The organism is Desulfofundulus australicus DSM 11792, from assembly GCF_900129285.1.
In the GTDB taxonomy this organism is placed as follows: domain Bacteria; phylum Bacillota; class Desulfotomaculia; order Desulfotomaculales; family Desulfovirgulaceae; genus Desulfofundulus; species Desulfofundulus australicus.
This window is the reverse complement of record NZ_FQUW01000006.1, coordinates 119,854-140,025: the sequence shown is the minus strand read 5'-3', so window position 1 is coordinate 140,025 and position 20,172 is coordinate 119,854. Positions and strand designations below refer to the sequence as shown.

Genomic DNA, 20,172 nt, shown 5'->3' with positions numbered 1-20,172 from the left:
GACCTCTGCCGGGGTGGTACCAATATCAAGAAGTGGTGATTGAAAATGCAGCAGTATTTTCACTCGGTGCGTTTGGACGAAGAAAAATGCCGGGGGTGTACCAACTGCATCAAGCATTGCCCCACGGAAGCCATCCGGGTGCGCAAGGGCAGAGCCCGCATTATCGAGGAGCGCTGCATTGACTGCGGTGAATGCATTCGCGTCTGCCCCAACCAGGCCAAACTGGCCATAACCGATTCCCTGGAAAAACTTAAAGATTTTAAATATACCATCGCTCTCCCGGCCCCTTCCTTTTACGGCCAGTTCAAGCCAGAACATACACCTGCCAGAGTCCTGAGTGCCCTGCTGGCCCTGGGCTTTGATGATGTTTTCGAAGTTGCCCTGGCAGCGGAAGCCGTTTCCTGGGCCATCAGGCATTACCTTGAGGTTTACCCCGACCGGCCACGGCCGTTGATCTCTTCGGCCTGTCCTGCGGTGGTAAGGCTAATCCAGGTGCGTTTTCCCAGTCTGCTGGAGCACATCATTCCTATAGAATCTCCCATGGAAATAGCGGGTCGTATGGCCCGGGAGCAGGCTTGCCGGAAGACCGGGCTTGAGCCGGGCGAAATTGGTACTTTTTTTATTACCCCCTGTCCCGCCAAAGTAACAGAAGTTAAGCAGCCTTCCGAAGGCAGGTCCAGCGTTGATGGGGCCATCTCCATGGCTGTGGTTTATGGTGCCCTGCTCAAGCGTCTGGAAATGCCCGTCACAAACCCGGTGGCCCCCCGCGCTTCGGGAGTGGGCATCGGCTGGGGCCGGGCAGGGGGAGAAAACGAGGCCATTAAAACCGGTTCACTGCTGGCCGTTGATGGCATTCACAGCGTGATCAGCGTCCTGGATGAAATAGAAAGGGGGGGTCTTACGGACATCGACTACCTGGAAGCCCAGGCCTGCACAGGAGGCTGCATCGGCGGTCCCCTGGTGCCGCAGAATCCCTTTGTGGCCCGGGTGCGCATGGGCAATCTGGTCAAGCATCACCGCTCCCGCGAAAAATGGGCGTACCCCAGGGAGCTGGATTATTACCGCCTGAAGACACCCATTCCAGCCCGTCCGGCCTTAACCCTGGCCAGCGATCCCCGGGTGGCCCTGGCCCGGCTGGAGGAGGCGGAGCGAATTTGTGCCGAACTTCCCGGGCTGGACTGCGGGTCCTGCGGTTCACCAAGCTGCCGCGCCCTGGCTGAAGATATAGTGCAGGGGTATGCCCGCCGCAGCTACTGTATTTTTGAACTGCGGGAGCGCCTGCAGCAGCTGGCGGAAGAGATGGTGGAACTGGCTCAGAAACAGCCGCCGGCCATGGGGCGGGACTGGAAACAGGCCAGGGACGGGGGTGGTGAAGCTGATTGACTGGCAGGAAATAATTGCGGAACTGGAACTGACTGCCCATCACCACAAAGCCCTGGCCCTGCCCCCGGTGTACGGTGCCTACTGTGGTGATATGATGAGTGACGTGCTGGCCCGTGCCCGCCGGGGAAGCCTGTGGATTACCATCCAGCGCCACCGCAATGTAATCGCCGTGGCATCCCTGGTGGGTTTAAGCGGGGTGGTTATTTCCGGGGGCCGGGTTCCCCCGCCGGATACCGTGGACCTGGCGGAGAGGGAAGGCGTTCCCCTTTTTTCCACCCCCCTGGACAGTTTCCATGCTGCCGGCAGGTTATATAACCTGCTCATCAGGAGGGGAAAATGTTGACAGCCTCCAGAAATGAAGGGGGACTATCACGCCCGCTGCGGCAGGGTTGAAGGCCGGAATAGGAAAGGAGGTGGTGTATCCCGGGCTGGGATTCGCTAACGGTATAGATAAACCATGAGTAAGGAGGTTGTTGCGGATGTCCGTTGCTTGTAAGTGTAGCGGGGAGTTGAACAGCAGGATGGATGCGCTGCTGGAAAAGTACCGGGGACAGCCCTCGGCCTTGATTCAGGTGCTGCACCGGGCCCAGGAGCTTTACGGTTACCTGCCCAGAAAGGTACTGCAAAGAGTTGCTGAGGAACTGGATGTGCCCTTAAGCCAGGTTTACGGCGTGGTATCTTTCTACTCCTTTTTTACCATCCATCCCAAGGGCAAGCACCAGATCAGCGTGTGTAAGGGTACGGCCTGCTATGTGCGGGGAGCGGGGCAGCTCCTGGATCGCATCAAAGAAGAACTGGGCCTCAAGCCCGGGGAGACTACCGAAGACGGCCAGTTTTCCCTGGAAGTAGTGCGCTGCCTTGGGGCCTGCGGCCTGGGGCCGGTGATCACTGTAGATGAAGACGTTCACGCCCGGGTAAGGCCGGAACGCTTGTCTGACATCCTGACGGCTTACCGGCAGTGAGTGACGGGGGGATTTCCCATGCTGGAAGAACTGGCTCACCACATCCTGGACGTGGCCAGGAATTCCCTGGAGGCCGGGGCTACCCGGGTGGAAATTGTCGTGGAAGAAGATCCGGCCGGTGACCTGTTGCGCTTTTCCGTGGTGGACAACGGTTCCGGGATTCCTCCATACGTACAGCGCCATTTAACCAACCCGTTTTTTACCACCAAGAGCGGTAAAAAGGTGGGGCTGGGACTGCCTTTTCTGCAGGCTGCGGTGGAGCGCTGCGGTGGAAATCTGGAAATTAAAAGCGAAGTTGGGCGCGGCACAAAGGTTACGGCAACATTTCCTTATTATTGCTGGGACCGCCCTCCCCTGGGGGATATGCCCCGGACTATAGTCAGCCTGCTGGCGGGCAACGGCCACCTGAACCTGTGCTACCGTCATATTTTCCAGGGCCAGAGCTTCAAAATGGACACTGCGGAAATCCGCTCCCGCCTCAAGGGGATACCCCTGGATGCACCGGAGGTACTTCTCTGGCTGCGCCAGTACCTTGAGGAAAATTTAGACATTCTGTTTGGAGGTGGTGATCATGAAGTCGCTCGCCGAGCTGGATAAGCTCAGGGAGAAGCTGCAGGACGAGATGCGCCTGCGGGAGGGTAGGGAGGACGTAAAAGTTGTAGTCACCATGGGTACCTGCGGGATTGCTTCGGGAGCCCGGGAAGTGCTTACGGCTATTCTGGAAGAAGTGAGCAAGAGGGGGCTCAAAGGTGTAACGGTGACCCAGACCGGTTGTGCCGGCCTGTGCCACTGCGAGCCGCTGGTGGAGATAGAAAGGCCCGGCCGGGATAAGGTTATCTACGGTCACGTGGATGAGAAAAAGGCACGGGAAATTGTGGTTTCCCACCTGGTCAACGGCCAGATAATTAAAGAGTGGATTATTAAGTAGTTAACTAGGGGGAGTTGGTATGGAACTTTACAGGGCGCATGTTCTGGTTTGTGCCGGGGCCGGGTGCATTTCCTCGGGGTGCCAGGCAGTGAAATCTGCCCTGGTAGAAAGCATAGACAGGCTGGGTTTGCAGCGGGAAATAAAGGTGGTTGAAACCGGCTGTATGGGTCCCTGCGACCTGGGTCCGGTAATTGTGGTCTACCCCGAGGGAGTATTTTACCGCCAGCTAAAACCCGCCGATGCGGTGGAAATTGCCGAAGAACATTTGTTAAAAGGGCGGGTGGTGGAGCGCCTGCTTTATAAAGCGCCCGAAGACGGTAAGACGGCGGTGACCTCCGATCAGATAGATTTCTTTAAAAAGCAGACCCGCATTGCCCTGCGCAACACGGGAATCATCAACCCTGAATCGGTGGAAGAATACATTGCCCGCGACGGGTACCGGGCTCTGGGCAAAGTGCTTACCAGCATGACCCCGGAAGAAGTCATCGAGTGCATCAAAAAATCCGGCCTGCGGGGGCGGGGCGGCGCAGGATTTCCGACCGGCTTGAAGTGGGAGTTTTCAGCCAAAGCGCCGGGGAAGCCCAAGTACGTGGTCTGCAACGCCGACGAGGGCGATCCGGGCGCCTTTATGGATAGAAGTATTCTCGAAGGGGACCCCCATAGCGTGCTGGAAGCCATGGCCATCTGCGGCTACGCCATAGGAGCAAACCAGGGCTACGTTTATGTCCGGGCCGAATACCCCCTGGCGGTGCAAAGATTGAGCCTGGCCATCGAAAAGGCCCGGGAATATGGCCTGCTGGGAGAAAGCATCTTTGGCACGGGCTTTAGTTTCGACGTGGAAATCCGGGTGGGAGCCGGCGCCTTTGTCTGCGGCGAGGAAACGGCCCTGCTGGCATCCATTGAAGGCCGCCGCGGTGAACCAAGGCCCAGACCCCCCTTTCCCGCCCAGGAAGGCCTCTGGGGAAAACCCACGGTGATCAACAACGTGGAAACCTGGGCCAACATCCCGCCCATAATCCTGAACGGGCCTGAATGGTTTGCCTCCATCGGCACGGAGAAAAGCAAGGGGACCAAGGTCTTCGCCCTGGCCGGTAAAGTTAATAACACCGGTCTGGTTGAAGTGCCCATGGGTACCACCTTGAGGGAGATTATCTTTGATATTGGCGGCGGTATCCAGGGAGGCAAACAATTTAAAGCCGCGCAGATCGGGGGTCCCTCCGGCGGTTGCATTCCGGCCCGCTACCTGGACGTGCCGGTGGATTACGAATCGCTGACCCGGCTGGGAGCCATTATGGGTTCCGGCGGTCTGATCATCATGGATGAAGATACCTGCATGGTGGATCTGGCCCGTTTCTTCCTCGAGTTTGTCCAGGACGAGTCCTGCGGCAAGTGCTCTCCCTGCCGCATCGGCACCAAGCGCATGCTGGAGATTGTGGAGCGGATCACCCGGGGCGAAGGCCGGGAGGGAGATATTGAGCTCCTGGAGGAACTGGGGCAGAGCATCAAGTCCTCCGCCCTGTGCGGTCTGGGGCAGACGGCCCCCAATCCCGTGCTCAGCACCATCCGCCATTTCCGGGACGAGTATGAGGCCCATATATACCACAAGAAATGTCCCGCCGGAGTTTGCCGCGCCCTGATGGTGTACGCCATAGACGAAGAAAAATGCAACGGCTGCGGGCGCTGCGCCCTGGTATGCCCGGCCGGGGCCGTCTACGGAGAGAAAAAGAAGCCCCACCGGATAGACCTGGAAAAATGCCTCCGGTGCGGCACGTGTATGGAAAAGTGCAAGTTTGGTGCTATCTATACCATTTAAAGCTGGAGGGAGAAATATGTCCCTGGTGACGCTTACCATAGATGGGCAACAGGTTCAGGTACCGCCCGGCACCACCATCCTGGCGGCGGCCAGGCAGGCGGGGATCAGGATACCCACCCTCTGTTACCTGGAAGAGTTGAACGTCATCGGCGCCTGCCGCCTGTGCCTGGTGCAGGTAGAGGGAGCCCGCGCGCTGGTGGCCGCCTGTGTAACCCGGGCCGCCGAGGGGATGGTGGTTCATACCAGTACACCGGCGGTACGGCACGCGCGCCGGCTCAACCTGGAGTTGATCATGTCCAACCACCCCCGGGAGTGCCTGACCTGCCTGCGCAATACCAGCTGCGAGCTGCAGCAACTGGCAGCCGAGCTGGGGGTAGGGGAAATCCGCTTCCAGGGGGAAGTGTCTCCCTACGAGGTGGATGATTCCAGCCCCGCCATCATTCGCGACCCCCGCAAGTGCGTCCTTTGCCGCCGCTGCGTGGCGGTGTGCGAAAAGGTGCAGGGGGTCAGCGCTATTGCCGTCCAGGAGCGGGGTTTTGATACCGTGGTGGCACCGGCCTTCCTGGCGCCGCTGGGCGAGGTAAACTGTGTCAACTGCGGCCAGTGCTCGCTGGTTTGTCCCACGGCGGCCATTCACGAGCGGGATGAAACGGAAAAGGTCTGGGCTGCCCTGGCCGACCCCCAGATGCACGTGGTGGTGCAGACCGCCCCTGCCGTGCGGGTAAGCATCGGCGAGATGTTCGGGCTGGAACCGGGAAGCATTGTCACGGGCAAGCTGGTGGCCGCTTTAAGACGCCTGGGTTTTGATAAAGTCTTTGATACTGATTTTACCGCTGATTTAACGATTATGGAAGAGGGTAGCGAGTTAATTCACCGCCTGCAGAACGGCGGCAGGCTCCCCCTGATTACCTCGTGCAGCCCGGGGTGGATCAAATTTATTGAGCACTTTTACCCCAGCCTGCTGCCTAACTTATCAACCTGCAAGTCGCCGCAGCAGATGTTCGGTGCCCTGGCCAAGACCTACTACGCGCAAAAGGAGGGTATCGATCCGGCCAGGATCTTCGTAGTTTCCATCATGCCCTGTACGGCGAAAAAATACGAAGCCGGCCGGCCGGAGATGAACTCCAGCGGCTACCGGGATGTGGACGTGGTGCTCACCACCCGGGAACTGGGCAGGATGCTCAAGCAGGCGGGTATTGATTTTGACTCCCTTCCCGAGGAAGATTACGACGCACCCCTGGGTATTTCCACCGGGGCGGGGGTCATCTTCGGGGCTACCGGTGGGGTGATGGAAGCGGCCCTGCGCACCGCTTACGAACTGGTCACGGGTGCCACCCTGGTGTCCCTGGACTTTGAGGAGGTCCGCGGGCTGGAAGGGGTGAAGGAGGCTTCCGTCAACCTGGCCGGGACGGAGTTGAAAGTAGCCGTGGCCCACGGGCTCGGCAATGCCCGCAAGGTCCTGGATGCCGTGGTGAACAGGGAAAGGGAGTACCATTTCATTGAAATCATGTGCTGCCCCGGCGGGTGTATCGGCGGCGGCGGCCAGCCCCTCCCCGTGGACAACGAGATCCGGGCCAGGCGTATCGCGGCCATCTACCAGGCCGACCGGCAGATGCCGCTGCGCAAATCCCACGAAAACCCGGCCGTACAGGCGCTATACAGGGAGTTCCTGGGCGAGCCCCTGGGCCGCAGGTCCCACGAACTCCTGCACACCCACTACACTCCCAGGGAGCGGTTTTAAAGCAGCATCTCGAAGGGCCCGGGCTGTTTTACTCCGGTGAACCCGGGGATACAGCCCGGGCCCTGCGCCTCCAGGGATTTTATTTCAGTAATTCGGCCACCGGCTTGAACAGTGCTTCAATGGCTTTCGATGGGTTGGGCAACCTGATCCCCAGTGCCTGCGGAATGCTCAGGGCCATTCCGATGGCCAGGTACGCCGCAAAGGCAGCCAGCTCCCGCCACATCTTCTTTTTCACCAGGCCTGGCACTTCCAGCAGGATAATGCCGGCAAAAAGGATGATTAGCAGGACGATCACTTTTCCTCCCCTTCGAAACTGTATAATTACTCTTCCGGGATACCGGCCCGTCTGGTCAACAGGCCGATTTCCCTGATTTGGGCATCCACGGCAATCTCCACTTCCGCCCGGGAAAATTCCTCGTCCCAGTGGTATTTTAGTTTCCGCCACTCTTTTTTATATTTTCGGTGGAAAGCTTCGCCAAAACCGAAGATATCGACCCCGTATTCACCCTGGACTTTGTCCAGAGCGGCTTCGGCCCGGGCCTTGATTTCGGAAGCCATTTCCTCTTCCAGCAGTTTGATTTTTTCCGGCGTGGCCAGGTTTTCGCGGGTCTGCTGTTCCACCATATCGCCCTCCACCTGTATTTTTACCAGAAAGCGCGGGTATTCCCCGTTATATTCCGGTATGATTTTTGTCTTTCCCCGGCGGATACGGATGGAGACCAATTTTTCCGGCTGCTCCGGACCCGGAACGATGATTACTCCCTTCATGATCTCACCCTTCAGCCAGAGAAAGCCCCGGGTTTCCCAGGGGTCCAGCCAGCCGATCAGTTTATCCTGTTTGAATACCGCCGTTCCGGCCACCCCTACCTCCTTCTGCGGCGGGGGGGGTCCCCCCGGCACCTGGCCCGGCATGGTTCCCGCCTCCGTTACTTCCACGGCGGTAACCGCCGGCTGTATTCCCCTGCTGACCAGCATTTCCGCCAGTTCCCTGAGTTGAACGGTGTAGCCGGTTTTCATCCTTTCCAGGAAGCCCGCTGCCTGGGCCGAGGTTCTTTCCAGGCTGGAATATGTCTCCAGAAAATCTCTGGCCCTGCCCCTGGCGACCAGGACATAGATATTTTCCCGGGGCTCCCTTTCTCGCTGGTAGAAATTGGTAACTATGCCTGTTCCCTCCCTGCGGGCCAATTCTTCCCCCAGAACCAGAATGATGCAGTGCCCCCAGTAAATGTGGCGGGGGATCTTCATGGCCAGGAACCTTTCAGCTTCCGGCACGGTCCTGCCTTCAGCGGAGATCACCCAGCTGGCCGCTTCCTTTCCCCGGCCTCCACCTTCGCTTCCGGCAGTAAAAGCGCCGGGCCTGGCGATCTGTAGGGTCAGCAGAATCCGGCCGTCCTCCGCCAGGTCCACTCCCGCTCCCAGGACAATGGCCAGCTCGGTTAGTTCCACGCGGCTCCAGCAACCACCTGCAAGGATGATTACAAATGTAATTAGAAGGAGGGCGGCAATCCTTTTTTTCAAGCACCCCTCCCTCCTTTGCCCCTGGCCCGGGCAACCACCAGCAATAACAGGGGAATACCCGCCTCAAAAAGGCCCAGGGCGTACGGCGGCCAGGCCGTAGCCAGAAAATTGAGCAGCTCAACGATGTTCCTGCAGAGGGCCGCCAGGGCCACCAGTACTACTCCCACCGGTGCCACCAGGGGCCGGTAATCCTTCAGCCCCAGCCACTGGGCGCTGCTCAGGGCGGCGGCGTAATAGAATATGCCGATCTTGGCGAAACCCCCGAACATCCATACTGCTATGGCAATGGACTCCAGGCGTTCCAGGAAATTGGCAATGGAAACCACCCGGATGGTGTTAAAGGTGGGGAAGATCCAGCGGGCTGATACATGGGGCCCGAAAATCATTACCACCACCAGAATACAAATTAGAAGGTAGAGGCCACATATTAAAATGGCTGTTACGGCCACCCGGGGGGCTTCTTCAGCCCGGTCCAGGAAGGGAATAAGCAGGGCGAAGATGACAATTTCCCCGAACCAGCTGGCGGGTATGACGGCCCCCTTCAATATAGCGGCGGCATCTTTATCAAAAACGGGCAGCAGCCTGGTTACCTCCATATCTTTGGCGGCCAGGAGAAAGACTACCAGGAGCAATCCCAGAACAAGGGGCAGGAACAGCTGGTTGAAGCGGCTTAAAACCTCCAGCCCGCTGTACACGGCCAGAGCCGCCACAACGGTAACAAAGACAAAGAAAACAATGACCGGAGTATCGGGCATGAGGGCGGAACATAAAAAGGACGCGTATTCGTCCAGAATCAGTGCATTTCCGTGCAGGAACCACCAGATGTAAAGCAGTCCGACCATCTTCCCCGGCAACCGGCCCAGGATCTCCTCCGCGTATTCAAGCAGGGTCTTGCCCGGAAAGCGGAGACTCAGCCCTGTCACCAGTGCGGCAATGAGAAGTCCAGCCATGGTGGCCACAATGATGGAAAGCCAGGCATCCTGGGCGGCCTGCTTTACCGTAATGGCCGGAGCGGTGAGGATGGCTGTGGGCAGGACCAGGCTTATCAATAGTAAAATGGCCTGCTTGCTGTCAATTTTGCCCTGCTCCAGCATAGCTTTCATCCTCTCGGGCGGGTTTCCGGCGGTGCGGGTTTCAGGTTTTGTTCCTGCCTTTCCTGGTTCTGCCTGGCAATCAAACGGGGGCGGGTGAACATGGCCCACAGCGGTGCCCGGAAGACCACGTCCTTCAGGTCGGTCCCCGTCATGGGAACTGCCGGGGAGAGGTAAGGGACTCCGAAGGAACGCAGGCTGCACAGGTGAATACCGATGAGCGCAACCCCGGTGATCAGGCCGAACAGCCCCATGGCGGCTGAAAGAAACATGAGCGTGAATCTCAGCAGCCGGAAGGCAATGCTGGCGCTGTAGGCAAAGGTAAAGGAAGCAATCCCGGTAAAGGCCACCACAATGACGGTGGCGGCGGCCACCAGGCCGGCCCGTACGGCAGCCTCCCCGATGACCAGCGCGCCCACAATGCTCACCGCCTGGCCCAGGGGGCGGGGCAGGCGGATGCCGGCTTCCCTCAGGGTTTCAAAGGTCAGCTCCATGACCAGCACCTCCATGAAGACCGGGAAGGGGACGGCCTCCCTCTGCCCGGCGATGCTCAAAAGGAGGGTGGTGGGAAGCAGCTCGGGGTGGAAGCTGACCGCAGCAATATAGAGCGCGGGAAGGGTCAGTGAGATAAATGCGGAAAAGAAGCGGATCACCCGCACGGCCGTGGTAAAGATGAAGCGCTCGTAATAGTCCTCTGCAGCATGAAGGTGCTCCACAAAAAGATTGGGCACGGTGAGGACGAAGGGGGTCCCGTCCACCAGAATGGCCACCCGTCCCTCCAGGAGCATGGCCGCCGCCCGGTCCGGTTTTTCCGTGTGGTTGACCGTGGGGAAAGGACTCCAGGGATGATCCTCAATCAGTTCCTCGATGTAGCCGCTTTCCAGGATAGCGTCGACCTTTATCCTCTGCAGGCGGCTTTTCACTTCCGCCACCAGCTTCTCGTTGACGATGCCTTCGATGTAAGCCACGGCCACTTCGGTATTGGTGACCTCCCCCAGTTTAAAAACTTCTATCTTCAGGTTGGGGCTGCTTATCCTGCGCCTGAGGAGAGCCGTGTTGGTGCGCAGGGTCTCCACAAATGAATCCCGCGCCCCCCGCACTGTCGGCTCCGCTTCCGGTTCGCTGATGGCGCGGGAAGCCCAGCCCCTGGTGCCGTTGATAATGGCCGTAGCGTACCCGTCCATCAGTAAAACGCTATCCCCGGAAAGTATGGCCTGGATGATTTCCCGTATTTTGTCGGTCTGCTTAATTTCATTTACGCACAGGCCCCGCTGCTTGATGAATTCCAGGGCCCGGCTTTTGCTGATTTCCTGGCCGGGCGCGGCCATGGCCACTTCCAGGGCCAGGGCCTTTGTTATCTGTTCGCTTATTTGCTCCTTGTCCGTCAAACCGTCCGTATAAATCAGGGCCAGCCGGATTTGTTCGTTCTGGGCGAAAATAAACTCCCGGTACATCACATCGCTGCACCTGTCCAGAATGGCTTTAATCTGCGCCAGGTTGGTATCCAGATCCGGGCTCAAAACCTGTTCTTTCCAGGATGTATCCGGAAGGCTGCTCTCCCGGGACTGGCTTACCTGCTGGTTGCTCTGCTTTACCATCCCGGGTTTACGGGGCTTGAGAAACCTGACCACCTGCACCACCTGCTCTAAGGCAAACTTCTCTTAAATATAGTGATGCTGCTTTTTTAACAAGTCGGGCGTGTAGCGGCAAAACATTTTTAGCCTGCGGTAATCCAGGGATTATATACCTGATAATTTATTTTTTGCCCCGCCAGCCATATTATTCATTACTTTGAAGCGGTTAGAAAAGGTAAGGGAGGACATCAAATCCTCCCTTTTAAAAAACAGACCCATCAAACTGTTTATTTGGACTTTAATCTTCTTCCCCCAGCAGGCGGCGGCACAGCTCTCTGTCCATGAGGAAGCTTCTGAAAATGGCCGTGGAAGGACCATTGCTGACCTGCCGGGGCCAGGCCAGGTACAGGCAGCAGCGGATCTGCAGTCCCGGGATGGTTACCCGGGCCACTTTACCTGTTTTCAGGGCGTCCCGGGCTGCACGGCGGGAAACGGCGGCTGTTCCCAGCCCGGCCCGGACTGCCTGTACCACGGACTGGTTGCTGCCCAGTTCCAGCAGGCCGGGAAAATGCTCCACGCTGATATTGTGTTCGGCCAGTTTGGCCTCCAGGGCCTGCCGGGTGCCTGAACCGGTTTCACGGATAATTAATGGCTCACGGGTCAGCTCTTCCAGGGAGATGCTGTTACCTGCCCAGGGGTGCCAGTAAGGAACGATAAAAATGAGCTCGTCTTCCAGCCAGGGATGGTATTCGATGTCCTCTCCACCCGTTGCCGTGCCCAGGATGCCCAGATCGATCTCCCGGTCCTGGAGCCAGCGGGCCACGGCGGCACTGTTGCCCACCTGCATACTGATCCGGAACCCCGGATACTGTTCCCGGAAACCGCCAATAAAGATGGGCAGCAGGCATTCCGCGGGCATACCGGTGGCTCCCAGCAGAAGGTGGCCGCTTTTCAGATCCTGGAGTTCATTGACCATGGCCCTGATTTTCCGGTAATGGCGCACCATTTGCTTGATTTCCGGGTAGAGTAGCCGCCCGGCCTCGGTGAGCAGCACCTTTTTTTCGTTGCGCTCCAGGAGGGTGACGCCCAGCTCTTCCTCCAGTGCTTTTATCTGGAAGCTAACAGCCGGCTGGCTCATCCCCAGTTGCCCGGCGGTTCTGGTAAAATTGCGCAGTTCAGCGACCAGTAAAAAGGCTTCCAGCTGTTTTATATTCATAGAAAGTGACAACACCTTTCGGAAGATTGATATTGTTATTGTTGTTATTTACCTTTGACAGGACAATACCGGCAAATATAATTAGGTTGTGTGTACTTGTTATGATATTTTATAAAAGTTCAAGGAGCTGTTCAATCTTGAACAAGGAATTTCAGCGGTATGTGGTAACCAGGGTAAAAAAGGCCATAGTTGATTACGGCATGATTTCCGATGGCGATCGGGTGGCGGTGGGTCTTTCCGGTGGAAAGGACAGCAGCCTGCTGTTGCATATTCTGAATCAAGTCCGGCGGGTAGCACCCATTAAATTTTCCCTGCACGGCATTTATGTGGATCCCGGCTGGGAGATGGAAATAAACCCGCTGAGGGAGTTCTGTGAAAATGAGGGGGTTCCCTTTTATTATAAACCCACTAATATTGCGGAGGTTGTTTTCGATATCCGCCGGGAGAAAAGTCCCTGTGCCCTGTGTGCCAACCTGCGCCGGGGAGCTCTGAACAATACAGCCCGTAATCTGGGGTGCAATAAAGTGGCTTTAGGGCATCACCTGGATGACGCCATCGAAACCTTTTTTATGAGCCTTTTTTATACGGGGCAGTTCCGCACTTTTTCTCCCGTTACTTACTTGAGCCGCAGCGGTATTACCATGATCCGCCCCCTGATTTATTTAACCCAGGAGCAGGTGCGGGAAATGGTGCAGCAAAAAAACCTGCCTGTACTGGAGAACCCCTGCCCCGTTAATGGGAAGACCAAGCGGCAGGAAATGAGGGAATTTGTAGCCAGCCTGTTAACCCGTTATCCAGAATTGCACCTGCGCTTCATCAATGCTTTTAAAACTGCAGATTTGCGCAATTTATGGCCGGTAAGAAATTGAATTATGCGATATTGTTTTGTTTAATTTTTATTTATTCGTGTTATTCGTGTCTGGAATTGTTCATTTATTTGAAATAATGTTATAAGTCTCTAATATCTCACTTTCATTCTATTTATAAAATTACTATTTTGTTTTAGGGTTTAAGTAGCTATTTACTCCTATATTTCACCCCTTTATAATGAAGACAAAGGATATTTTAAAAGAAAAGTGCAATGTGCTATGTTTTAACGTTGGAATTTATGCAATTTCTTTTTTTAAAGGGGTGAAAATGTGGGACAACTGGCTAACTTTTATAACCCTAATGCAGTAGCAGTGGTGGGTGCCTCGAAAAAGCCCGGTAAAGTAGGGCACTCCATAGTGAAGAACCTGATCGAATCGGGTTTTTCGGGGCAGATTTACCCGGTTAATCCTAAAGAAGAAGAGATTGAAGGCTTAAAGGCTTATCCTTCGGTTTCTGCTATCCCGGGACAGGTGGATCTGGTTGTTGTTGCCGTCCCGGCAGCTAAAACCCTGGATGTGGCCAGAGAATGCGGGAACAAGGGCGTTAAGAACCTGGTGGTGGTTACTGCTGGTTTTAAGGAGATTGGTAAAGAAGGTTTGGACCTGGAAAAAGAACTGGTCGATATCTGCCACCGGTACGGCATGCGAATGCTGGGGCCAAACTGTGTGGGCATGATGGACACCCACACCCCCATTAATGCTTCCTTCACCAAAACTTTTCCCTTGAAAGGCGACATTGCCTTCCTTTCCCAGAGCGGGGCCACCCTGATTGCCATCCTGGACTGGAGCCGTTCTGTGGGTTTGGGTTTCAGCAAGATGGTCAGCCTGGGTAATAAAGGAGACCTCTCGGAAATAGATTTCATTGCAGAAGCTGCAGCCGACCCCTATACCCGTGTAATTGCCTGTTACCTGGAAGATGTGGCCGATGGTCCCCGTTTCCTGGAAGTGGTTCGTGAGGCCACACGCAAAAAGCCGGTAATTATTCTCAAATCCGGCACCAGCCAGGCCGGTGCCCAGGCTGCCTCTTCGCACACCGGGGCATTGGCCGGCAGTGACCTGGCTTATGACACGGCCTTCCGTCAGTGCGGGGTAATCCGTGCCCGGTCCATGACCGAATTGTTTGAACTGGCCATTGCCTTCTCCCGTTGCCCGGTTCCGGCCGGCAGAAGAGTGGCCATTGTAACCAACTCCGGAGGTCCAGGCATTGTAGCTACGGACAATGTGGAAGCCAGATCCCTGACCATGGCCAGGTTTACCAAAGAAACAATTGAGGAATTGCGCGGTGGACTGCCCGCCGAGGCCGCCCTGTATAACCCGGTGGACGTTCTGGGTGACGCCAGGGCCGACCGTTACCGTTTTGCCCTGGAAAGGGTCCTTGCCGATCCCAACGTGGACAGCGTGGTGGTTTTAATGTGTCCCACTGCCGTAGCCCAGCCTCTGGAAACCACCCGGGCTGTAATTGAGCTGCAAAAGAAATATCCCCACAAGCCCGTGATGGGAGTTTATCTGGGTGGCGAGTCCATGGCTGAAGGTGCCCGGGTTATGTCGGAGGCAGGCTTGCCCTGTTATACTTTCCCGGAACCGGCAATTGCGGCTATTGATGGGCTGGTCAGGTACGCTGAGTTCCGCAGCGCCCCTGCCGGGGGTAATGATCTGGATTACCCGGACGTGGATAAGAAGGCGGTTAAAGCTGTTTTTTACGATGCTTTGCGTGATAACCGCCTGGTGCTGCTGGGAAATGAAGCGGCGGCTGTTGCCAGGGCCTACGGTATTCCGGCTGCTCCCATTTCCCTGGCCACCACTCCCGAGGAGGCAGTGGAAGAAGCTGAAAAAATGGGCTACCCGGTGGTCCTGAAAGTGGCTTCTCCCAAGATCCTGCACAAAACCGACGTGGGCGGCGTAAAAGTCGGCCTTGATTCTCCGGAAGCAGTTCGCAGGGCGTTTATTGAAATAATGGAAAATGTTCATCGCTTGCTGCCCCAGGCGGTGGTTTACGGTATAGAGGTACAGAAAATGATGCCAAAGGGTGTGGAGCTGATCATCGGGATGACCCGGGATGTTCAGTTTGGCCCCATGATTGCCTGCGGCCTGGGTGGTATTTACGTTAACCTGCTAAAAGATGTTTCCTTCCGCCTGGCCCAGGGCCTCACCCGGCAGGAGATCGAAAATATGCTTTCCGAAACCAAGGCCTTCACCCTCCTGCGGGGCTACCGGGGCGAAAAGCCGGCCGACCTGCCGGCGCTGGTGGAAGCAATTGGCCGTACGGCCCGGCTTGTGCTGGACTTCCCGGAAATTAACGAAATAGATATAAACCCCGTATTCGTTTACAACCAGGGCTTAAGTGCCCTCGATATTAAAATTACCATATCGTGAGGTGTTGAATTGATGAGAAATCTATACATCATGGGCACTCCAGCCAGCGGTAAAACGGCCCTGGCCCTGGGCCTGGCGCAGAAGCTGCAGAAAGAGGGGTTCCGGGTGGCATATTTCAAGCCCATTGGCAGCCCTTCCCGGGGACCGGAACGGGTTGACGAGGATGCTGTTTTGATGCGGGAAGTGCTGGGAATGGATGTCCCCCTGGAATTTATGGTTCCCCGGGTTATCGGGCCCTCTTACCTGTCCGGAGTAGGTTGCAAGGACGCCCTTTCCAGTGTTATGGAAGCCTACGAGCGTATTTCGGAAGGGGCGGATGTGGTAATCATCGGGGGGGCAATATATCCTTACGCATACGCCGCCTGCGATCTGGATGACATTACCCTGGCTAAAAAGCTGAACGCCCGGGTATTGATGGTGTTGAACATCCAGAACGATTTCAGCCTTGACCGGGCCCTGTTTTATAATCGCAGCGTGACTGCGGCGGGGGTAAATTTGCTGGGCGACATTTTCAATAACATTCCCCGTCCCCTCCTGGCCAAGACAGAAGGTGTCTACCGGCCCATACTGGAGGAAAACGGGTACCGGACTCTGGGCGTAATTCCGCGCCGTTCGGAAATTGCTTCCCCTACCGTAGAAGAATTTTATGAGGTGCTGGGAGGGGAAATTCTGGCCGGCAGCACGAACCTCAACCGCCTGGTGGAGGATGTGGTGGTTGGTGCTATGACCGCCGAGAGCGCTTTGAGTTATTTCCGCCGCACTGCCGATAAGGCGGTAATACTGGGGGGTGACCGGGCGGATGTTGCCCTGGCTGCCCTGGAGACCAGTACCTCGGTGCTCATCCTCACCGGCGGGCTCTATCCCGATGTTAAGGTTATTGCCCGGGCCCAGGAGAAAGGGGTGCCCCTGATCCTGGTTCATTACGATACCTACACCACCGTTGAAAAGATTAATCATGTGTCCCGCCGCTTGAGGCCCGGTGATGTTACCGGAATTAAAGTTGCCCTGGAAAATGTGGAACAGTACTGCCAGTGGGAGGCCATTCTGGAGGCGTTAAAATAGTCAGCCAGCATGTTTGCCGCCGGTATAACCCGGCGGTATTTTTTTGCCGCTGCCGGGTGACCTGCCCAGGCCTTTGCCTTGACAAAGAAGCAGGGCCCCTATATAATTGAGTTTGTTAAATTAAGGGGTGTAAAGATATGCGTATTGATGTGGCAGATTTGAAAAAGAGCCCCGGGGAAAGTATAGAGGTGGAACTTTCTTCTCACCTGCCCGATTTAGAATTTCAGGGGGAGAAATTAAGTTTTGATGGCCCTGCCCGGGTTTTTGCGGAGATAAGTAATACCGGCAGGGCGCTTATCGTGAAGGGAAAAGTGACAGGCGCTTTGAAAGTTCTTTGCGGCCGCTGCCTGGAGCCTTTTTCCCTGCCGCTGGAAGTCCAGTTGAGCGAGGTATATTATCCTGCGGATGATGAAGACTTTCCTGCGGTGGATCCATCAGCAGAGGAAGCCCAGGAGTGGATACCTTTTACCGGCAACGTCCTTGATATTACACCGGAAGTTTTGAAAAGTATTTTACTGGAGATGCCCATGCGCTTTCTATGCCGGGAGGAATGTCGCGGCCTATGTTCCTTCTGCGGCCAGAACCTGAACAGGGCAACCTGTACCTGTGAAAGGGAAGAAATAGATCCGCGTTTGAGTGTGCTCAAGGAAATATTTAAAAATTGATCAATAGTTTTTGGTTAAAGGGGGTTAGAAGAAATGGGCGTTCCCAAAAGAAAAACTTCCAAACGCCGGGCCAGAATGCGGCGGGCTCACTGGAAGATAGAGGCTCCAGGGCTGGTGCGTTGCTCCCAGTGTCATGCTCTAATCCTGCCCCACCGGGTTTGCCCGGAATGCGGTTATTACAAAGCTAAGGAAGTAGTAAAAGTTCAGTAAAAAGGAATTATATATTGTGGGGGTAGTTTTGCCCGGGTAGTTTCCGGTAAGGCCGATAAACCTGTCTGCCTTACCGGAAAATTTTTTGCCCCGAACAAGTTGCTTTTTTCTGGTAACCCCGTTATACTTATTTTAGTACCAGGTGCTAAAAATGGTGATGGGGCAATGGCCAGAAGTCATACAGGAAAACTGAGCCGGCAGCAGCTGGTGGCCCGTTACCTGAGCGGAAATCCTTTCCTTACCGATGAGGACCTGGCCGCCATCCTGGGGGTCAGCGTGCAGACCATACGGCTGGATCGCACTGAGTTACATATTCCGGAGAAGCGGGAACGGTTGGAGCAGGTGGCCCGGGGTGTTTACGGCCAGCTCCGGGCCCTGTCCGAGGCCGATCTGGTGGGTGAACTGGTGGAACTGAACATGGGCCGCTCGGGAGTTTCCATATTAACCATTACCGAAGATATGACCTTCAGGCACACCCGCGTGGCCCGGGGGCATTATTTATTTGCCCAGGCCAACTCCCTGGCAGTGGCTTTGTGCGATGCGGAAGTGGCCCTGACCGGAACTACTAAGGTAAGTTTCCGCCGCCCGGTATTCTGCGGGGAAAAAGTGGTGGCCAGAGCGTTTGTCAGGCGCAAAAAGGGCAATAAATATATGGTAAGGGTTGCCTCAAGGGTTAATAACGAAACAGTACTGGAAGGAAAATTTCTTATTTTCGCCATAGCAGAGGAGGTATGGCGGCAGTGAAGATTGCCGTTGATGCCATGGGCGGCGACCACGCGCCGGGGGAAATAGTACGGGGGGCAGTGGAAGCGGCCAGGGAATACCGCCAGAAGATCATCCTGGTGGGGGATCAGGAGAAAATTATGCTCGGGCTGGGCCAATCACCTCCGGAGCAAATTGAAGTGTTTCATGCGCCGGAAGTTATAGCCATGGGGGAGCATCCAGCTGTTGCAGTCCGGAAGAAGAAACAGTCTTCTATAGTTCAGGCTGTCAGGCTGGTGAGGGAAGGAGAGGCTGTGGCTGTGGTTTCTGCCGGCAGCACGGGGGCGGCCATGGCAGCTTCCCTTTTGGGGCTCGGGCGTATTCAGGGGATTGACCGCCCGGCAATTGCCAGCATTTTACCCCGGAACGGGGGGGCAACCCTCCTCATCGATGCCGGGGCCAATGTGGATTGCAAACCCCAGCATTTATTGCAATTTGCCATTATGGGATCCCTTTATGCTGAGAAAATCCTGGGTATCCCCAGCCCGCGGGTTGGTCTTTTGAATGTGGGGGAGGAAGAGACCAAGGGTAATGAACTTACTCTGGCTGCTTTCCCCCTGCTGCGCCAGGCAAAGAACATTAATTTTACTGGTAACGTGGAGGGGCGGGACATTTTTGCCGGTACAGTGGATGTAGTGGTCTGTGATGGTTTTGTGGGTAATATTGTTTTAAAAGCCGGGGAAGGACTGGCCATCGCTTTACTAAAGATGTTCAAGGAAGAGGTTACCCGGAGCTGGCTGGCCAAAATGGGAACTGCCCTGGCCACTTCCGCTTTCAGGTGTTTTGAAAAACGTATCGATTACGCGGAGTACGGCGGGGCACCTCTTCTGGGAGTTAATGGTGTATCTATTATTTGCCACGGCAGTTCAACCGCCCGGGCAATTAAAAACGCCATTAAAAGGGCCAGGGAGGCAGTGGAAGCCGGACTGGTCGACGCCATAAAGAGCAACGTTGAAAATACCGCCGAAGTACAGAAAGTAGGGATTAATTAATGCCCAAGCAGGTTGTGCCCGTGGGAATTTGGGGTACAGGTATTTATGTGCCCGAGCGCATACTTACCAACGCGGATCTGGAGCGCATGGTGGATACCAGTGACGAGTGGATCCGCACCCGTACGGGCATCCGGACACGCCACATCGCTGCGGAACATGAAGCGGCTTCCGATCTGGCCATTCAGGCTGCCCGCCGGGCCCTGGAGGATGCCGGGGTGGATGCGGAGGAAATCGATCTGATAATCGTGGCCACCAACAGCCCGGACATGCTGTTTCCGGCTACAGCCTGCCTGGTACAGCATGCCCTGGGGGCGAGAGAAGCCGGTGCCTTTGACGTTCAGGCGGGCTGTACCGGCTTTATATACGCCCTGGCCTGTGGCAGCCAGTTTGTAGCCTCGGGAACGGCCAGAAATGTCCTGGTAATTGGTACGGAAGTGCTGAGCCGGCTGGTTAACTGGAAGGACCGCAATACATGCGTTCTTTTTGGTGACGGAGCCGGGGCAGTGATTCTCGGTCCGGTACCGGAAGGTTACGGTATTCTGGCCACCCGTTTGGGTGCGGAAGGAAGCGGGGGGCACCTTTTATCCCTGCCGGCAGGTCTTTCCCGTTACCCCGCGTCGGAGGAAACCCTGGCCAAAAACCAGCATTTTATACATATGAACGGCCGGGAAGTTTTTAAATTTGCTGTAAGGGTGATGGAAGAGGGCTGCCGGGAGGTCTTACAGGCAGCCGGTCTGGGGCTGAAAGAGCTGGATTTTTTAATACCTCACCAGGCCAACATCCGCATCATCGAAGCTGCTGCTAAAAGGTTCGACCTGCCTTTAGAACGGGTTTGGATTAATGTGGACCGCTATGGTAATACTTCTGCTGCCTCTATACCTATAGCCCTGCACGAAGCGCTGGTTGCAGGGCGGATTCAAAACGGAAATCATGTGGTGCTGGTGGCTTTTGGGGCAGGCCTTACCTGGGGGGCTGTCCTGATGCGCTGGTATGATCATCGTCGTTAAAAATTG

20 protein-coding genes are annotated in these 20,172 nt (G+C 56.0%); 15 read left to right on the top strand and 5 right to left on the bottom strand.

Translation table 11 applies throughout. The features are described 5' to 3' along the window. Positions 1-45: 45 nt before the first annotated feature. The 7 genes from BUB44_RS02385 to BUB44_RS02355 all read left to right on the top strand — a co-directional run bounded on the left by BUB44_RS02385 (position 46) and on the right by BUB44_RS02355 (position 6,827). Entirely contained in the window at positions 46-1,383 is a 1,338-nt protein-coding gene (locus BUB44_RS02385; RefSeq protein ID WP_073162921.1) for a [Fe-Fe] hydrogenase large subunit C-terminal domain-containing protein, read from the top strand. Continuing rightward, the gene (locus tag BUB44_RS02380; protein WP_073162919.1) at positions 1,367-1,726 is read left to right on the top strand and encodes a DRTGG domain-containing protein; all 360 of its coding nucleotides are present in this window, start codon (positions 1,367-1,369) and stop codon (positions 1,724-1,726) included. The genes BUB44_RS02385 and BUB44_RS02380 overlap by 17 nt, the downstream gene beginning before the upstream one ends. Positions 1,727-1,862: 136 nt before the next feature. Next, a complete protein-coding gene (gene nuoE, locus BUB44_RS02375) occupies positions 1,863-2,345 on the top strand; it encodes an NADH-quinone oxidoreductase subunit NuoE (RefSeq protein ID WP_073162917.1) in 483 nt (160 codons plus the stop codon). 18 nt (positions 2,346-2,363) lie between these two features. Beyond that, entirely contained in the window at positions 2,364-2,942 is a 579-nt protein-coding gene (locus BUB44_RS02370) for an ATP-binding protein (protein WP_242655807.1), read from the top strand. After that, positions 2,917-3,273: a (2Fe-2S) ferredoxin domain-containing protein gene (locus BUB44_RS02365; RefSeq protein WP_073162916.1), complete on the top strand. Its 357-nt coding sequence runs from the start codon at positions 2,917-2,919 to the stop codon at positions 3,271-3,273. Before BUB44_RS02370 ends, BUB44_RS02365 begins: the two co-directional genes overlap by 26 nt. 19 nt (positions 3,274-3,292) lie before the next feature. Next, positions 3,293-5,086 carry an NADH-quinone oxidoreductase subunit NuoF gene (gene nuoF, locus BUB44_RS02360; protein ID WP_073162914.1) on the top strand — a complete coding sequence of 598 codons (1,794 nt, stop codon included), beginning with the start codon at positions 3,293-3,295 and terminating at the stop codon, positions 5,084-5,086. A gap of 16 nt (positions 5,087-5,102) precedes the next feature. Then, on the top strand, positions 5,103-6,827 hold the full coding sequence (locus tag BUB44_RS02355) for an NADH-dependent [FeFe] hydrogenase, group A6 (protein WP_073162912.1): 1,725 nt from the start codon (positions 5,103-5,105) through the stop codon (positions 6,825-6,827). A 79-nt stretch (positions 6,828-6,906) separates the two neighbouring features. On the opposite strand, the gene BUB44_RS02350 is transcribed toward BUB44_RS02355, so the two are convergent. The 5 genes from BUB44_RS02350 to BUB44_RS02330 form a co-directional block, all read right to left on the bottom strand. Continuing rightward, positions 6,907-7,122: a hypothetical protein gene (locus BUB44_RS02350; RefSeq protein WP_073162911.1), complete on the bottom strand. Its 216-nt coding sequence runs from the start codon at positions 7,120-7,122 to the stop codon at positions 6,907-6,909. A gap of 26 nt (positions 7,123-7,148) precedes the next feature. After that, complete coding sequence (locus BUB44_RS02345) at positions 7,149-8,345, bottom strand: Ger(x)C family spore germination protein (protein WP_073162909.1); 1,197 nt, start codon at positions 8,343-8,345, stop codon at positions 7,149-7,151. Then, positions 8,342-9,439, bottom strand: a complete 1,098-nt coding sequence (locus BUB44_RS02340) for a GerAB/ArcD/ProY family transporter (RefSeq protein WP_073162908.1) — start codon at positions 9,437-9,439, stop codon at positions 8,342-8,344. The genes BUB44_RS02345 and BUB44_RS02340 overlap by 4 nt, the downstream gene beginning before the upstream one ends. A 5-nt stretch (positions 9,440-9,444) precedes the next feature. Then, positions 9,445-11,067, bottom strand: coding sequence for a spore germination protein (locus tag BUB44_RS02335; RefSeq protein WP_242655805.1), 1,623 nt, complete (start codon positions 11,065-11,067; stop codon positions 9,445-9,447). Positions 11,068-11,308: 241 nt separating this feature from the next. Beyond that, a complete protein-coding gene (locus BUB44_RS02330) occupies positions 11,309-12,226 on the bottom strand; it encodes a selenium metabolism-associated LysR family transcriptional regulator (protein ID WP_073162906.1) in 918 nt (305 codons plus the stop codon). Positions 12,227-12,363: 137 nt separating this feature from the next. Here BUB44_RS02330 and BUB44_RS02325 point away from each other — a divergent pair, with 137 nt between their 5' ends. The 8 genes from BUB44_RS02325 (at position 12,364) to BUB44_RS02290 (ending at position 20,166) form a co-directional block, all read left to right on the top strand. Next, positions 12,364-13,095: a tRNA 2-thiocytidine biosynthesis TtcA family protein gene (locus BUB44_RS02325; RefSeq protein ID WP_073162904.1), complete on the top strand. Its 732-nt coding sequence runs from the start codon at positions 12,364-12,366 to the stop codon at positions 13,093-13,095. A gap of 270 nt (positions 13,096-13,365) precedes the next feature. Next, complete coding sequence (gene acs, locus BUB44_RS02320) at positions 13,366-15,468, top strand: acetate--CoA ligase alpha subunit (protein ID WP_073162902.1); 2,103 nt, start codon at positions 13,366-13,368, stop codon at positions 15,466-15,468. Between the two features lie 12 nt (positions 15,469-15,480). After that, the gene (locus BUB44_RS02315; RefSeq protein ID WP_073162900.1) at positions 15,481-16,530 is read left to right on the top strand and encodes a phosphotransacetylase family protein; all 1,050 of its coding nucleotides are present in this window, start codon (positions 15,481-15,483) and stop codon (positions 16,528-16,530) included. Positions 16,531-16,667: 137 nt separating this feature from the next. Beyond that, entirely contained in the window at positions 16,668-17,195 is a 528-nt protein-coding gene (locus tag BUB44_RS02310; RefSeq protein WP_073162898.1) for a YceD family protein, read from the top strand. Positions 17,196-17,228: 33 nt separating this feature from the next. Continuing rightward, the gene (gene rpmF / locus BUB44_RS02305; protein WP_027356547.1) at positions 17,229-17,405 is read left to right on the top strand and encodes a 50S ribosomal protein L32; all 177 of its coding nucleotides are present in this window, start codon (positions 17,229-17,231) and stop codon (positions 17,403-17,405) included. Positions 17,406-17,570: 165 nt separating this feature from the next. Beyond that, positions 17,571-18,149: a transcription factor FapR gene (gene fapR, locus BUB44_RS02300; RefSeq protein WP_073162897.1), complete on the top strand. Its 579-nt coding sequence runs from the start codon at positions 17,571-17,573 to the stop codon at positions 18,147-18,149. Then, positions 18,146-19,159 (top strand): phosphate acyltransferase PlsX, encoded by a 1,014-nt coding sequence (gene plsX / locus BUB44_RS02295; RefSeq protein WP_073162895.1) that lies wholly within the window; start codon positions 18,146-18,148, stop codon positions 19,157-19,159. Before fapR ends, plsX begins: the two co-directional genes overlap by 4 nt. Further along, positions 19,159-20,166, top strand: a complete 1,008-nt coding sequence (locus BUB44_RS02290; RefSeq protein ID WP_073162893.1) for a beta-ketoacyl-ACP synthase III — start codon at positions 19,159-19,161, stop codon at positions 20,164-20,166. Before plsX ends, BUB44_RS02290 begins: the two co-directional genes overlap by 1 nt. Positions 20,167-20,172: the final 6 nt, after the last annotated feature.

Bases quoted from the DNA above. Each gene is read 5' to 3' on its own strand.
- fapR (WP_073162897.1), top strand. From the start codon at position 17,571: ATGGCCAGAAGTCATACAGGAAAACTGAGCCGGCAGCAGCTGGTGGCC.
- rpmF (WP_027356547.1), top strand. From the start codon at position 17,229: ATGGGCGTTCCCAAAAGAAAAACTTCCAAACGCCGGGCCAGAATGCGG.
- nuoE (WP_073162917.1), top strand. From the start codon at position 1,863: ATGTCCGTTGCTTGTAAGTGTAGCGGGGAGTTGAACAGCAGGATGGAT.
- nuoF (WP_073162914.1), top strand. From the start codon at position 3,293: ATGGAACTTTACAGGGCGCATGTTCTGGTTTGTGCCGGGGCCGGGTGC.
- BUB44_RS02340 (WP_073162908.1), bottom strand. From the start codon at position 9,439: ATGCTGGAGCAGGGCAAAATTGACAGCAAGCAGGCCATTTTACTATTG.
- BUB44_RS02365 (WP_073162916.1), top strand. From the start codon at position 2,917: ATGAAGTCGCTCGCCGAGCTGGATAAGCTCAGGGAGAAGCTGCAGGAC.
- BUB44_RS02385 (WP_073162921.1), top strand. From the start codon at position 46: ATGCAGCAGTATTTTCACTCGGTGCGTTTGGACGAAGAAAAATGCCGG.
- BUB44_RS02370 (WP_242655807.1), top strand. From the start codon at position 2,364: ATGCTGGAAGAACTGGCTCACCACATCCTGGACGTGGCCAGGAATTCC.
- BUB44_RS02315 (WP_073162900.1), top strand. From the start codon at position 15,481: ATGAGAAATCTATACATCATGGGCACTCCAGCCAGCGGTAAAACGGCC.
- BUB44_RS02290 (WP_073162893.1), top strand. From the start codon at position 19,159: ATGCCCAAGCAGGTTGTGCCCGTGGGAATTTGGGGTACAGGTATTTAT.
- BUB44_RS02355 (WP_073162912.1), top strand. From the start codon at position 5,103: ATGTCCCTGGTGACGCTTACCATAGATGGGCAACAGGTTCAGGTACCG.
- BUB44_RS02330 (WP_073162906.1), bottom strand. From the start codon at position 12,226: ATGAATATAAAACAGCTGGAAGCCTTTTTACTGGTCGCTGAACTGCGC.
- BUB44_RS02310 (WP_073162898.1), top strand. From the start codon at position 16,668: ATGCGTATTGATGTGGCAGATTTGAAAAAGAGCCCCGGGGAAAGTATA.